Genomic DNA, 13,812 nt, shown 5'->3' with positions numbered 1-13,812 from the left:
CGCCTCGGGATGACCCGTCCAGGAACTGCTGCGCATCAAGATCCACGCGGCACCAGCCGAGAGCAGGTGGTGGATGGCCCCGAGTGCGGCAGCGCCCGGACCGAGTTCGCAACGGGCCCGCGGCGTCCGATGGGCCCGATGCGTGCGGTCGCGAGCCCCTCGGGTTTTAGAGGAGAACCAGGAAGTGAAGCTGCGCTGAGCGCCGATGGACTCTTCCATGCTCCGCATGAAACCGAAGAAGCAGGAGTGAGGTAGAACCGGCGGCATGTTCAAGAAGCTCCACATCCAGAACTTCAAGGCGTGGAAGGACACAGGCGACATCCAGCTCGCGCCGCTCACGATGTTCTTCGGAACGAATAGCTCGGGGAAGACGAGCCTCCAGCAATTCCTCCTCCTGCTGCAGCAGACAGCACAGTCGCGAGACCGGAAGCGGGTGCTCCACCTGGGTGACGAGAGCACGCTCGTCGACATGGGGACCTTCCCGGAAATGCTCTTTCGCCAGAACCCTGCCGCGCTCCTCCGCTTCAACATGGAGTGGAGCATGAGGGTGCCGGAGGAAGGAGTGCCGGACTCAATCGAGGTTCCCTCCACCTCGCAAGGCAAGATGGAGAACTTGCCACTTCCTTCCCGCTCCTTCGAGGCCCTGATTGGCCAAGAAGACAAGCAGTCCGCCAGAATCGAAGTAAAGCAGTTCATCTATCGGCTGAACACACCACGGTCCACGCTCGGCATCGGCATGGCCAGGCGCGCTCATGGGCCAGGGTACGAATTACTTCTGGAAAACTTGGCGTTTGCCAAAAAAGAAGCTGCAGGGGAGGCGCTATCAGCCCCCATTCACTTCTACGGGTTCCCCCATGAAGCCGATACGCACTACAAGTTCCCCGGCGACATCGACAGCCTTGCGCTCGAACTCGAAGACCAACTGGACGCAATCCATTACCTGGGCCCACTGCGACAGCCCCCCCATAGAACCTATCTCTGGTCGGGTGAGGCCCCTGAGAGCGTAGGCGAAGACGGCCGCCTCGCGGTTGCCGCGCTTCTGGCCGCGAATGAGCGCTCAATCGAGGTGGAGGACCAACCTGCCCGTCCTTTTGCGCAGTTGATCGCGGAAAGGCTGGTCAGCATGGGACTGCTGGAGTCCTTCGAGGTGCAGCCCATCGCCCCCAATCGGAAAGAGTACGAAGTCTTTGTTCGCACTCCTGGCAGCCCGATGGCGGTTCGCCTGCCGGACGTTGGGTTCGGCGTGTCCCAGGTCATGCCTGTATTGCTTCAATGTTTCTACACCGAGCCCGGCTCCACATTGCTCTTCGAGCAGCCCGAGCTCCACCTTCATCCCAAAGCACAGACGGAGCTCGCGGACGTTTTCATCGACGCGATTCACGCCAGTGAGGATGGGCAGCCTCGAAACATCCAATTGCTCGTCGAGAGCCACTCCGAGCACCTCTTGCGCCGGATCCAGCGGCGCATCGCGGAAGGGAAACTGCTGCCGGAGGAGACAGCCATCTACTTTTGCTCGCCCGGCCCGGAGGGCTCGCGCATCGAGAAGCTGAAGCTTGATGAGTACGGGAACATCATCAACTGGCCGAAGGACTTCTTCGGCGACGACATGGAAGACCTCGTCGCGATGACCGAGGCGGCGATGAAGCGCCAGCAGGAGCAGTCCCCCGAATGAACGCGTCCCCTGCGCTATTCGTCGTCGACACCAACGTGCCGCTCACCGCCAACAATGCGAACACGGTCAGCCCCGCGTGTGTTCAGGCCTGTGTCCGGGCGATCAACTCAGTGATGCAGAGCGGACGCATCGTTCTTGATGACGACTGGATCATCATCAACGAGTACAAACACAAGCTATCTCCTACGGGCCAGCCAGGCGTGGGAGACCGCTTCCTCAAGTGGGTCCTGACCAATCACGCCAATCCGGCTCGCTGCGTCCGGGTTTCGCTGACGCCACGCCAGGACGATCCCCGCGACTTCGAGGAGTTCCCCCGTGACCAGGCGCTTGCCGGCTTCGATCCGGCGGACCGCAAGTTCGTCGCGGCGAGCTGTGCCCACGAGGAGCGGCCGCCCATCCTCCAGGCAACGGACAGTAAATGGTGGGGACTGCGGAGAGAGTTCGAGCGCTGCGGGGTCCGCATCCACTTTCTCTGCCCCAAGGACATCGAGGAACTCCACGAGCGTAAGGGTGGCGAGTGATGGCTGACGACTTCTTCAAGTTCCCCCACACCCCGCACCTCGCCTGGCTTTCCGCCAGACCGGTACGCCATGACAAAGTGCTCTCTCCACCTGAGGCACGCGAGTTCCTCGATGGCGAGGTCCTCGTCGAGGAAAAGATAGACGGGGCGAACCTTGGCATTTCCGTAGGCCCTGACGGCGAGCTGCGAGCCCAGAACCGCGGCGCCTACCTCGGTCCCCGAGCATCCCCCCAGTTCCAGCCGCTGTGGCCCTGGCTGGAGACAAGGCGCCAGCAGCTTGTCGAAACCCTGGGCCAACACCTGATGCTCTTTGGCGAATGGTGCTTCGCGGTCCACAGCGTGCACTACGACGCCTTGCCCGACTGGTTCCTCGCCTTCGACGTCTACGACAAGCGGGCCGGACGATTCTGGTCCTCCCCGAGACGAGACGCCCTCGTGGCCTCGCTCGGCCTCGCGGCCGTCCCGACTGTCGCGCGCGGGCATCTGACTGCGGACGACGTGGTGAACCTGCTCGGCCCCTCGCGCCACACCCATGCCCCCATGGAGGGCATCTACCTCCGTCGCGATGAGGGGGACTTCCTGCTCGCGCGCGCGAAAATCGTTCGTCCCGAGTTCGTCCAGGCCATCGAGGAACACTGGTCCTCCCGCCCTCTGGAACGAAACACCCTGGCTCCGCGATGACGCGATAGGGGGGCGCGGCATGGAGCGCGATGGCCAGAGGGACGCCCGGGGCCGGAACCTGGGACTCCAAGCGTTCACAGCAGGCCACCCACCCCGCCCCTGGCCGCTCCCCTGCCCTCCGGTCGTCAGCCCGGACTACATGCCCCGTCTCAGGGGGGATGACCCGTCCAGGAACTGCTGCGCCCGGCCCTCTTGTGGCATATACCCACACCATGCCTTCCGCCCTCACCGCCTCCCAGATCCGCGAGGCGTTCCTCCAGTTCTTCGAGGAGCGCGCCCACCGCCGTCTCGCCTCCTCCTCGCTGGTGCCCGTTGGCGACCAGACCCTGCTGTTCACCAACGCCGGCATGGTCCAGTTCAAGGACGTCTTCACCGGCCGTGAGCAGCGTGACTACCGCCGCGCCACCACCTCCCAGAAGTGCGTGCGCGCTGGCGGCAAGCACAACGACCTCGACAACGTGGGCTACACCGCGCGCCACCACACGTTCTTCGAGATGCTCGGCAACTTCTCCTTCGGCGACTACTTCAAGGCCGACGCCATCTCGTTCGCCTGGGAGTTCGTGACGAAGCGGCTGGGCCTGGCCATCGACCGGCTCGCCGTCACCGTATTCAACGGCGAGAACAACATCCCCTGGGATGAAGAGGCCTTCGACCTGTGGGCGAAGGAGGGCGTGTCTCGCGACCGCATCCTGAAGCTCGGCTACAAGGACAACTTCTGGGCCATGGGCGACACCGGCCCGTGCGGCCCCTGCTCCGAGATCCACTACCACCAGGGCGACGACATCCCCTGTGTCGAAGAGGCCGCGGGCCGCAAGTGCCAGGGCGTCGCGTGTGATTGCGACCGGTGGCTCGAAATCTGGAACCTCGTGTTCATGCAGTTCGAACGCAAGGAGAAGGACGCGCCGCTCATCCCGCTACCCAAGCCGTCCATCGACACCGGCGCCGGCCTGGAGCGCATCGCGTCCGTCGTCCAGGGCAAGCGCTCCAACTACGACACCGACCTCTTCCAGGGCATCCTCTCCACCGTCAGCGAGCTGTGCGGCAAGCCCTACACGCAGGAGACCGGCGCGTCCCAGCGCGTGGTCGCGGACCATGCCCGCGCCACCGCGTTCCTCGTGGCGGATGGCGTCCAGCCCTCCAACGTGGCGCGCGGCTACGTCCTGCGCCGCATCATGCGCCGGGCCATCCGTCACGGTGCCACGCAGCTGGGCATCAAGGAGCCCTTCTTCTTCAAGGTCGTGGACCGCGTCATCGAGCTCATGGGCGACGCGTTCCCCGAGCTGCGCGACGGCCGAACCTTCATCCTCGAAGTCGCCAAGCACGAGGAGGAGGGCTTCCGCCGCACGCTCGACCGCGGCCTCAAGCTGATGGACGAGGAGCTGGTCAAGCTCCAGGCCTCCGGAGGCAAGGTCCTCTCTGGCGATGTCGTCTACCTGTTGCACGGCACCTACGGCTTCCCGTGGGACCTCACGCAGATCATCGCGCGCGAGCGCGGCTACGACGTGGACCTGGAGCGCTTCAACAAGCTCAAGGTGGAGGCCGAAGACCCGGACTTCCTCCCCGACGCCAAGAAGTCCACCAAGGACGTCTTCCAGACCGTCCTCACGCGCACCGCCCCCACCCAGTTCCTGGGCTACGACGGCGAGGGCCACGAGGGCGAAGGCAGCGTCATCGCCCTGGTGCAGGACGGCGTGGAGGTGCCTCAGGTTTCCGCGGGCGCCACGGTCGACGTCGTGCTGGACCGCACGCCCTTCTACGGCGAGTCCGGCGGCCAGCAGGGCGACACGGGCCGCATCGTCGCGCACGGCGGCAAGACCGTGGTGCAGGTGAAGGACGCGCAGCGCCCGGTGCAGGGCCTCATCGTCCACAGCGTGGAGGTGAAGGAAGGCACGCTGAAGGTCGGCGACATGGTGCAGACGTCCGTGGACGTGGAGCGCCGCAAGTCCATCCGCGCGAACCACTCCGCCACGCACCTGCTGCACAAGGCGCTCAAGCGCGTGCTCGGCGAGCACGTGAAACAGGCGGGCTCCGTCGTCGCGCCGGACTTCCTGCGCTTCGACTTCTCGCACTTCTCCCCCGCCACCCAGGAGCAGTTGGAGCAGGTGGAGGACCTGGTCAACACCTGGGTACGCGACAACGCGGATGCGCAGACGCGCGTCATGAACCTGGACGACGCGAAGAAGTCCGGCGCTGTCGCCATGTTCGGTGAGAAGTACGGCGAGACCGTGCGCGTCGTCACCGTGCACCCGGAGTCCACGGAGCTCTGCGGCGGCACGCACGTGAAGCGCAGCGGCGACATCGGCCTGTTCAAGGTGACCAGCGAGAGCGGCGTCGCGTCCGGCGTGCGGCGCATCGTGGCCGTGACGGGCGTGGGCGCGCTCCAGTTCGTGCGCGAGCAGGAGCACGAGCTCAAGAAGGTCGCGGCGCTCCTGCGCACGAACCCCAAGGAGGTCGCCACCCGCGTGGAGGCCACCCAGAAGCGCGTGAAGGAGCTGGAGCGCAAGGTGGAGGAGGTCTCGGTGAAGGCCCAGTCGGCCTCGCAGAAGGACCTCCTGGACCAGGCGCGCGAGGTCAACGGCATGAAGGTGCTGGCCACGCGCGTGGACCCCGCGGACGACAAGGTGTTCCGCGGCATGGCGGATCAGCTGCGCGACCGCATCGGCTCGGGCGTCATCGCCATTGGCGGTGAGAAGGACGGCCGCGCCGTCATCCTGGTGGCGGCCACGAAGGACGTCGTCGCCAAGGGCATCAGCGCGGGCAACCTGGTGCGCGAGATGGCCAAGGAAGTGGGCGGCAAGGGCGGCGGCAAGCCGGACATGGCGCAGGCCGGTGGCCCGGACGCGGACAAGCTGCCCGTGGCGCTCGAGAAGCTCTTCGAGCTGGTGAAGGGCGCGAGCCCGGCGTGAGTCCTCGCGCTTCAACCCGCGCCCTGGCGTTCCTGACGGCGGCCCTCCTGTTGGGGGGCTGCACGAAGGAAGCCTCCACGTCCGAGGAGGGCCAGGAAGCCGACGCGCGCACGCTCCAGAAGCTGCGCGCGGAGGCGGACCGGGTGAAGCAGGGCGGCGCCGTGGCCACGCGTCCACAGCCGCCCCAGCGCGAGCCAGAGGAGTCGAAGCTGGCGGGCCTGGCCGCGGGCATGGGCGACAACGGCCCGCGCAAGCTGCGGCTGCCCGAGCGCAACGACACCGTGCACGTGGACACGGTGGCGGTGAAGGTGACGGGGCTGGAGGCCTCGCACTCGGTGAAGGGCTCCAGCAAGGCGGGGCTGAGCCTCACGACGGAGGACCTGTTCCTGCGCGTGGAGCTCATCACCCAGAACGTGGGCGGGATGCCCGCGCCGCTGACGCTGGAGGGCGTGAAGCTCACGGACGCGAAGGGGCAGACGTATCCGCTGGCGCGTGATGCGCAGGCGGTGGCCGGCACGAAGCCCCTGCCCTCCACGTGGGAGCCCGCGCAGCGCACGGAAGTCGTGCTGCTGTTCGAGGTGCCGCCAGACGCCGTGCAAGACGATGGGCTGGCGCTCGTGGTGCAGGGCGCTGGCGGGGACGTGCGGATCCCCTTGCGATGACCGGGCCGGCCCCCAAGCTCCTCCCCCTGCGCATCCGACTCCCGTACACGGGGGAGGAGGAGTTCATCGAGCGGTATGGCTCGAACGTGGGGCGCGGTGGAGTGTTCGTGGCCACGCGCGCGCTCAAGCCGGAGGGCACGGGGCTGGCGTTCGAGTTCGTCCTCGCGGACGGCACGCGGCTGTTGCGCGGTGAAGGCGTGGTGCTGAAGGCGCAGCCGGACGCGGGGAGTGCCCGCACCGGGATGACGGTGCGCTTCACCAAGCTGGACGCGGCGAGCAAGGCGCTCATCGATCGCATCGTCGCGCGGCGGAGTGGGACGGAGGTGGCGCCGCCGGGGCTGGTGCGACGGACTCCGGCCGTGAATCCGGCACGGCCTGCGTCAGGCAGCGAGGCGCCGGCACCGGTGGAGCCTCCGGCGAAGGTCGCCCTCGAGGAACCGAGGACGCGCGCCGCGCCGCCGAAGGCGTCCATGACGTTGCCGGCCGTGAAGCTGCCCGTCGAGGAGCCGCCGCCGGACCTGGCTGAACCGGATGAGCCGGTGTCGCTGTTTCCGGAGCACGCGGTCGACGAGGAAGAGGAACTGGCGCCACTGCTGCCGGCGGTGGACTTTCCGCGGAAGCCGCGGAGGCATCCGGTCGGCCTGGAGGCACAACGGGCGACCCAGGAAATGTTCACGGTCCAGCCGGCGACTCGTGCGTCCAGCGGAGTCCAGGCCGGGGAACGGAGGCCCGCGACCACCGGCACCTTCGCGGCCGTGAGGACGCCGGAGCCTCCCGAGGATCCACAGCAGGTTGAGGCTTCCGCGGGCGAGGCTGAGACGAACGCGCTGGCCGACTCATCTGCGGCCGATGCAGCGCGTGCGGAAGCTTCGAGTTGGGAGGCACCCGCAGGTGCCGAGAACGCCGCAACGGCTTCATTCACTGACGCCCCTGCATGGGATTCGACTCCGAGCACAGCGGATGCCCCACCTGCTCCGGACGTCGATGACGGTCGCGTGGAAGCGCAGGCCGCGGTGTCTGATGGGGACGCCTCCGTTCCGGATGCACGCGAGGCCGAAGCGCATCCGCCGGAACCCGAGGCATCTGGCGCTCCTGACGCGGGCGAAGCATCCGCGCACCACTTCACTCCCGCGTCAGTGGACGCGTTTGATCCGAACGCCGTGCTCGGAGCCGCGCACGCTCCCGAGCACTCCGGGTGGAGCGCTGAGTACGCGACGGAGGAGACTGGCGACACGGCCTCCGCGTTCGCGGACACGCCAGGCGAAGCAGAACCGGCACGCGTGGAAGCAGCAGCCGTGTCCGGTGGGACGCAGGCGGACTCCGACCCGGCGTTCGACTTCGACGTCGACCTCAGCATGGAGCCGGAGGCGGCCCCCGCACCCGCGGAGCCCGGTTCCTCGTTCGCACCGGACTCCCATGCGGCGGAAAGCGCCGCGGAGGCGACGCTCCCTCCCGAAGAGAGTCGCGACTGGGCTCCCTCGGACTCCGACGCCGTCAGCGCCCACGAACCGCTCCATCCGGAGGCGAGCAGTGAGTGGACGGCTCAGGACTCCGACACCGAGGGAGCCTCTTTCGCGGCAACGTTGCCTTCGGAAGAACACGATGCTCGGGCTGTGTCGGACTCCGATGCCGAGGGAGTCGATACCGAAGCAGCGCATCCGCCGGCGGAGCACTTCTCGGCCGCCCCGGACTTCGACGCAGGCGCTGGCTCGACTGAGGAGCCCCTCCCTCCAGCAGAGGCCTCCTCGGCGGTCACGGACGCCGACGCCGTAGAAGACTTCCGCCAGGCGACGACGCATCAGGAGGAACTCCGTCCGGCGGATGCTCCGGGTTCCGACGCAGTGGAAGAGGCTACGAAGGAAACGCTTCCTCCTCCAGAGCCACTCGCGACGCCGAGCCAACGGGAGGCCGAACGCCTTCGCGCATGGGGCATCGACCCGGACTCCCTTCCGCGCGAGCTCAGCACGGACACGGAGGATGTGGATCCGTTCAGCGCGGCGCTTGAACAAGCTGTCGGGGCCACGGACACCGACGAGCCCGAGCGCGACACGCAAGCCATCACGACATCAACGGTCGCGCCTACTGCGAGTTCGGACCATGTGTCCGAGCCCGTCTCCGCGCCTCCGCTGGAAGAAGAGGACGCATCGACAGTCGTCGTGGTCGAGCTGCCGACCGAGGATGCATGGACGGCGCTCGTCGGATCCTCCGCCCCCTCTGCATCCGAAGACACGCCCCCAGCAGTGGCTGCTCCCGCGGTGGACGCTTCGCCCGAACTCGAATCGGCGTCGGTCCAAGCGCCAGAGCACGATGAGGCACTCGCTTCGGTTCTGGCTGCGGAGTCCCATGAAGAGACGCGGTCCGCATCCCCGGTAGCACCGGCCACGGTGACCCCCGAAGAGCCCCCGCCTCCGACGGTGTCCACCCCGGCGGCCCTGGACGCCTCGAATGCGCTCGCTTCCGACACGAAGCCGCCCGTCGAGGAATCGACGCCCCTCCAGGTTTCCACCAGCGCCTCCGCGTCACCGGTCGCTTCGGGCGAAGCCACACCGCACTCCGCGGCGAATGCTCCCAGCGGCAACGAAGCCACCACTCTGGTCAGCCCGGCCGACGAGCAATCGCCGCGGGAATCCGCCGCGGAGCAGCCCACACGGAACAACGAAGCCCCCGGTGCGGACAGCTCGACGTCGGAGCAACAGCCCGCACCCGACAGCGGAACCACCGCACAGGTCAGGACGCCTTCGCAGCAGGCATCCGCCACGGAGCAGCCGCCTCGTTCCAGCGAAGCCACCGCGACGGTCAGCGCTGAGTCGGAACCCCAGCCCCCTCAAGCATCGGCCGCGACAGAATCCCCGCGCGCCAGCGAAGCCGCCGAGCCCAGCAACGCGGCTTCGGAACAGCCGCATCCCCAATCATCGGCCGAGACAGAATCCCAGCGTTCCAACGACGCCGCCGCAACCATCAGCGCGACTTCGGAACAGTCGCATCCCGAAGCCTCGGCCGCGCCAGAGTCCCCGCGCTCCAGCGATGCCTCCGCCCCCATCAGCGCGGCTTCGGAGGAGCCGCATCCCCAAGCCTCGGCAGCGACAGATTCCTCGCGCGCGAGCGAAGCCGCAGCACTCATCAGCGCGGCGTTGGGACAACCATCGGCCGCGGCAGCCTCCCCGCACTCCAGCGAATCCACCGCACTCATCAGCGCGGCGTTGGGACAACCATCGGCCGCGGCAGCCTCCCCGCACTCCAGCGAATCCACCGCTCCCATCAGCGCGGCGTTGGGACAACCGTCGACCGCGGCAGCCTCCCCGGGCTCCAGCGAATCCACCGCTCCCATCAGCGCGGCGTCGGAACAGCCGCGTCCTCAAGCATCGGTCGCGACAGAATCCCCGCGCTCCACCGAAGCCGCCGCACCTGTCCTCCCGGCCTCGTCACAACCCTCCACCGCGCCCCAGCCCCCGCGCACCGACGAACCCGCGCCGCCGCCGCACGCTGACGCACAGAGCAGCGCCGCCACCGCGCGCAGCCGCCGCCGCACGCTCTTCGACCTGGCTCCCGCCGTGCCCGTCACCCCGCCCGCGGCGGCGGAGGTCGTGCTCGGCATCGACGTGGGCACTTCGCACGCTCGCGTCGCCGCGCTCATCGACGGCGTCGCCACGCCCATCCCCATCCCCGGCACGGACGGCGCGGGCCTTCCCTCCGTCATCGCGGTGAACAGCGCCGGAGAGTTCCTGGTCGGTGCCGCCGCCCGCGTCGAAGCCGCCCGCGCACCCCGCCACGCCGCGACCGGCCTCAAGCGCCTGCTCGGCATGCGCGCCCGCTCCCCCAACCTGCGCTGGCTCTCCCCGCAGCTCCCCTTCCCCGTCGCCACCGACCGCCAGGGTGACGCGGGCGTGGAGCTCGATGGCCGCCTCGTCGCGCCCACCCTCCTCACCGCCATGCTGATGCGCGAACTGCACCAGGCGGCCACCACGCACCTGGGCCGCAAGGTGACGCGCGCCGTGCTCTGCGCGCCTTCGCACTTCACAGAGCGCCAGCGCGCCGCCCTGCGCGAAGCCGCCACCATGGCCGGCCTGGACGTGCCCCGCGTGCTCACCAACAGCGCCGCCGCGGCGCTCGCGTACGCGCACGGCCGGGGTCTCGCTCGCAAACGCGTCCTCGTCGTGGACCTGGGCGGCGGCGGCCTGGAGGTCTGCGTCGTGCAAGTCACCGGCGACGACCTGGAGGTCGTCACCACCGGCGGCGACCCCACCCTCGGCGGCATGGAGTTCGACGCCCGCATCGCCGAGGCGCTCGTCAGCGACCTCTCCGAACAGGGCCACCCCCGCCCCGAACACCCGCTCGACTGGGGCCCCCTGCGCACCCTCGCTGAAGCCACCAAGGAGACCCTCTCCACCCAGGACAGCGTGGACGTCACCCTGCCCACCGGCCCCGGCCCCAAGCTCGACCGCGAGCGCGTGGAGGCCCTCACCGCCGACCTCGCCCAGCGCGTCGTCTCCGTCACCCGCGAGGTGCTGGAGTCCAACGCCCTGTCCCCTCAAGGCCTGGACGCCGTGCTCCTCGTGGGCGGCCAGTCCCGTTCACCGCTCGTGCGCCGCCGCCTGGAGGAGAGCCTGGGCGTGCCCGTGCGCGACGACGGCGTGGACGCCCGCACCGCCGTGGTGCGCGGCGCCGCGCTGCTCGGTCACGCGCTCCTGCTGTCGGAGACCGGCAAGCCCGCCGCCAGCGTCTCGGAGGTCCTCACCGCCCCCATCGGCGTCGCCGAGGACGCCGGCACCTTCCGCCGCGTGCTGGAGCGCAACACCCGCCTGCCCACCGCGAAGACGCTCGTCATCCCCATCACCGTCCCCGGTCCGCTGGCGCTCGCCTTCTTCCAGGGCACCGCCGCCACCGCCACGGAGAATGAATGGCTCGGCGCCCTCACCCTCACCGTGGAGCGCCCCGGCGAGGTGGAGGTGCACCTGGAGCTGTCCACCGACGGAACCCTCGCCTTCAGCGCCACCCTGCCCGGCGCGAAGCGGCAGCCGGTGACGCTCGCGAAGGAGGAGCTGGACGACGCCTCCCGCGATGCACTCATCGCCCGCTCGCCCTTCCACACCGAACCGGAAGCCCGGCCAAGCGGCCTGCTTTCCGGCTTGAAGAAGCTCTTCGGCCGGCGCTGAGGCCCTCGGCCTCCTGGCTCCGTCCACAGGGCGGGTGCGCTGCCCGGCCCTCCCGTCCCAGCTTCCATTCCAGGTCCCACACTTCAAGCAGGAGGAACCTGGTCATGAAACGCACTTCGATGGTGGCAGGACTGGTGGTGGCCGGCACATGCGTGGCGGGACCGGCCCTCGCGATGGATGCGAGCGAGGTGTCGCGCAAGCTCAGCTTCAGCGAAGAGGACGCCACGGCCGGCCTGGACGTGGGCGTGGGCCTGGGCGGCTTCACCGGCGACCTGGGCGACGAGACGGGCGTGGGCGGGCTGTTCAACATCAACGCCAATGCCCAGCCCTGGAAGTACATCGGCGTGGAGGTTGGCTACGAAGGCCAGAACATCCCCATCGATGACGCCCGCGTCCGCGGAGGCAACCACATCTGGCGCAACAACGGCACGTTCATGGGCAAGCTCGGCCCCGTCGTCGACCACAAGTGGCACCCCTTCGTGGGCGCGGGCTTCGGCCTCAGCTTCCTGCACGCGTCCTCGGGCTCCGCGCCCATCTACGGCAATGACTGGCAGACGGAGTTGCCGCTGGCCGCGGGCATCGAATACCGCCTGGGCCACCTGTCCGCCGGCGTGCGCGCCACCTACCGCCTCGTCGGTGGCGAGGACCTGACCACCATCCCCGGCACCACCGAGGAGGCCAAGGGCAACCTCTTCAACGGCAACCTCACCGTGGGCGGCCGCTTCTAGCCGGCTCCGCGTCCGCGGGACTCACGCCCCCGCGGACGCATCACATCCTCACAGCTCGAAGCGCGTCATCAGCACTTCCGGACGCGGATCTTCCTTCCACGCGTCCAGCACCGCCTGCGCCGGCGACCGGCCCGAAGCCGCCACCGCCTCCAGCGGCGCGAGCAGCGGCGCGTCCTCGGGGTCCAACCGCTGCAGCCCCCGCTTCGCGATGGCCACCATCTCCCCGGCCAGCCGGTGCAGCTCGCGCGGCCCCAGCTTCCCGGACAGGCCCTCGCGGCGCGCGGTGTCGTGGAAGGCCAGGTGCTCGGTGAAGGTCAGCCGCGGCAGCAGCAGCTCCGCCTCCTCCAGCGCCTGCGCGTCGTAGAGGATGCCGCGCCAGAGCGCGCCCAGCGCCCCCGTCATGGCCGCGCTGGCGCTGTCCGCGCCGCGCACCTCCAGCACCTTCTTGAGCCGCACCTCCGGGAAGAGCGTGGACAGGTGGTCCGTCCAGTCCCCCATGTCCGGCGGCTTGCCCTCGTAGCCCTCCTTCATCAGCTGGCGGAAGGTGAGCTTCGGGTGGCGGTACTCGCCCTCGCGGCGCAGGAACAGGAGCGGCGCGTCCAGCGCCCAGTCCACATAGGCCTGATAGGAGAACGAGCCGTCGAACCACGACGGCAGGTAGCCGCAGCGCGTGGGGTCCACCTCTTCCCAGACGCGGCTGCGGAAGGACATGTAGCCGGACGGCTTGCCCTCCAGGAGCGGGCTGTTGGCGTACAGCGCCACCAGGAGCGGCGACAGGCGCGCCACCGCCACCGTCTTGCGCACACAGTCCGCCTCGTCCGCCCAGTCCAGCGACACCTGCCCGGTGGACGTCATCAGCATCATGTTCAGCGCCAGCCGGCCGCGCTCCGGCAGCGTGCGGCGCATCACCTGGTAGCGCGTCTTGGGCATCCAGGGCATTTCGCCCGTCGTGCCCACCGGCCGGTAGCCCAGCCCCACCAGCCGCAGGCCCAAGCCGGACGCCGCCGCCTTCGTCTCCTTCAGGTGCTCCAGGTTCTCCTGGTGCGCCTCCCGCGCCGTACGGAACGGGCTGCCGGACAGTTCGAACTGCCCGCCCGGCTCCAGGGAGATGGCCGCCATCCCGCGCTGCAGCGCGATGACCGGCGACTGGGGCGTCTCCCGGAAGGGCTCGTAGCCGCCCGGCGCGATGCGCTCCAGCAGGGCGCCCACCCCGTTCGGTCCCTCGTAGGGCACGGGTTGGGCGGACCCCACGGGGTAGATGAACTTCTCGTGCTCCAGCCCCAGCCGGTGCTGGGTCCGGGGCTTCTCCCCTTTGCGAAGCTCTTCCACCAGGGGGGCGGCGGAAGTGAGGGGCTCGGAGGCCACGCGCTTGAGGTCGAGGGACATGAGGGCGCCCTATATAACGGGGCCCGTTGGCCTTGCCCTCATTTGAGCACCCTGCCCCCATGCGCCCTGGAGGAAATCCGACAGACGGGGCCGGGGGGACAGGG

Annotated in this window: 10 protein-coding genes and 1 pseudogene; 8 read left to right on the top strand and 3 right to left on the bottom strand. The window is 69.0% G+C overall.

Translation table 11 applies throughout. The annotated features are described in order from the left end of the window. Positions 1-265 precede the first annotated feature (265 nt). The 6 genes and pseudogenes from D7Y21_RS18295 to D7Y21_RS18270 all read left to right on the top strand — a co-directional run. The gene (locus D7Y21_RS18295) at positions 266-1,672 is read left to right on the top strand and encodes a DUF3696 domain-containing protein (RefSeq protein ID WP_121714691.1); all 1,407 of its coding nucleotides are present in this window, start codon (positions 266-268) and stop codon (positions 1,670-1,672) included. Next, on the top strand, positions 1,669-2,193 hold the full coding sequence (locus D7Y21_RS18290) for a hypothetical protein (RefSeq protein WP_120566295.1): 525 nt from the start codon (positions 1,669-1,671) through the stop codon (positions 2,191-2,193). The genes D7Y21_RS18295 and D7Y21_RS18290 overlap by 4 nt, the downstream gene beginning before the upstream one ends. Beyond that, complete coding sequence (locus D7Y21_RS18285) at positions 2,193-2,873, top strand: RNA ligase family protein (RefSeq protein ID WP_120566294.1); 681 nt, start codon at positions 2,193-2,195, stop codon at positions 2,871-2,873. The genes D7Y21_RS18290 and D7Y21_RS18285 overlap by 1 nt, the downstream gene beginning before the upstream one ends. Before the next feature lie 29 nt (positions 2,874-2,902). Then, positions 2,903-5,779, top strand: coding sequence for an alanine--tRNA ligase (gene alaS, locus D7Y21_RS18280; RefSeq protein ID WP_370038823.1), 2,877 nt, complete (start codon positions 2,903-2,905; stop codon positions 5,777-5,779). Next, entirely contained in the window at positions 5,776-6,441 is a 666-nt protein-coding gene (locus tag D7Y21_RS18275; protein ID WP_121714687.1) for a hypothetical protein, read from the top strand. Before alaS ends, D7Y21_RS18275 begins: the two co-directional genes overlap by 4 nt. Continuing rightward, a pseudogene (locus D7Y21_RS18270) lies at positions 6,438-6,731 on the top strand (TIGR02266 family protein); the annotation flags it as partial. The gene D7Y21_RS18275 and the pseudogene D7Y21_RS18270, both read left to right, overlap by 4 nt. Before the next feature lie 2,534 nt (positions 6,732-9,265). Here D7Y21_RS18270 and D7Y21_RS42805 read toward each other — a convergent pair. Together D7Y21_RS42805 and D7Y21_RS42800 are read right to left on the bottom strand one after the other, a co-directional pair. Next, positions 9,266-9,760 (bottom strand): hypothetical protein, encoded by a 495-nt coding sequence (locus D7Y21_RS42805; RefSeq protein ID WP_233612176.1) that lies wholly within the window; start codon positions 9,758-9,760, stop codon positions 9,266-9,268. Between the two features lie 36 nt (positions 9,761-9,796). Further along, entirely contained in the window at positions 9,797-10,036 is a 240-nt protein-coding gene (locus tag D7Y21_RS42800; RefSeq protein ID WP_233612175.1) for a hypothetical protein, read from the bottom strand. On the opposite strand from D7Y21_RS42800, the gene D7Y21_RS42795 reads away from it, so the two are divergent. Both D7Y21_RS42795 and D7Y21_RS18260 read left to right on the top strand, forming a co-directional pair. After that, entirely contained in the window at positions 10,026-11,594 is a 1,569-nt protein-coding gene (locus D7Y21_RS42795) for an Hsp70 family protein (RefSeq protein ID WP_233612174.1), read from the top strand. The two genes, D7Y21_RS42800 and D7Y21_RS42795, sit on opposite strands and share 11 nt — an antisense overlap. Positions 11,595-11,698: 104 nt before the next feature. Further along, positions 11,699-12,322 carry an outer membrane protein gene (locus tag D7Y21_RS18260; RefSeq protein WP_120566291.1) on the top strand — a complete coding sequence of 208 codons (624 nt, stop codon included), beginning with the start codon at positions 11,699-11,701 and terminating at the stop codon, positions 12,320-12,322. A gap of 48 nt (positions 12,323-12,370) precedes the next feature. Here the strand turns inward: D7Y21_RS18260 and D7Y21_RS18255 are convergent, their stop codons facing one another. After that, complete coding sequence (locus tag D7Y21_RS18255; protein ID WP_121714685.1) at positions 12,371-13,708, bottom strand: glutamate--cysteine ligase; 1,338 nt, start codon at positions 13,706-13,708, stop codon at positions 12,371-12,373. Positions 13,709-13,812: the final 104 nt, after the last annotated feature.

It is taken from the genome of Corallococcus sp. AB045 (assembly GCF_003668895.1).
In the GTDB taxonomy this organism is placed as follows: Bacteria; Myxococcota; Myxococcia; order Myxococcales; family Myxococcaceae; genus Corallococcus; species Corallococcus coralloides.
The sequence above is the reverse complement of the archived record's forward strand: the minus strand, read 5'-3'. Positions and strand labels throughout refer to the sequence as shown.

What these genes read in the sequence shown, in the direction of transcription:
- D7Y21_RS18290 (WP_120566295.1), top strand. Translation starts at nt 1,669, where the DNA reads ATGAACGCGTCCCCTGCGCTATTCGTCGTCGACACCAACGTGCCGCTC.
- alaS (WP_370038823.1), top strand. Translation starts at nt 2,903, where the DNA reads ATGGCCAGAGGGACGCCCGGGGCCGGAACCTGGGACTCCAAGCGTTCA.
- D7Y21_RS18285 (WP_120566294.1), top strand. Translation starts at nt 2,193, where the DNA reads ATGGCTGACGACTTCTTCAAGTTCCCCCACACCCCGCACCTCGCCTGG.
- D7Y21_RS18260 (WP_120566291.1), top strand. Translation starts at nt 11,699, where the DNA reads ATGAAACGCACTTCGATGGTGGCAGGACTGGTGGTGGCCGGCACATGC.
- D7Y21_RS18255 (WP_121714685.1), bottom strand. Translation starts at nt 13,708, where the DNA reads ATGTCCCTCGACCTCAAGCGCGTGGCCTCCGAGCCCCTCACTTCCGCC.
- D7Y21_RS42800 (WP_233612175.1), bottom strand. Translation starts at nt 10,036, where the DNA reads ATGCCGAGCACGACCTCCGCCGCCGCGGGCGGGGTGACGGGCACGGCG.
- D7Y21_RS18295 (WP_121714691.1), top strand. Translation starts at nt 266, where the DNA reads ATGTTCAAGAAGCTCCACATCCAGAACTTCAAGGCGTGGAAGGACACA.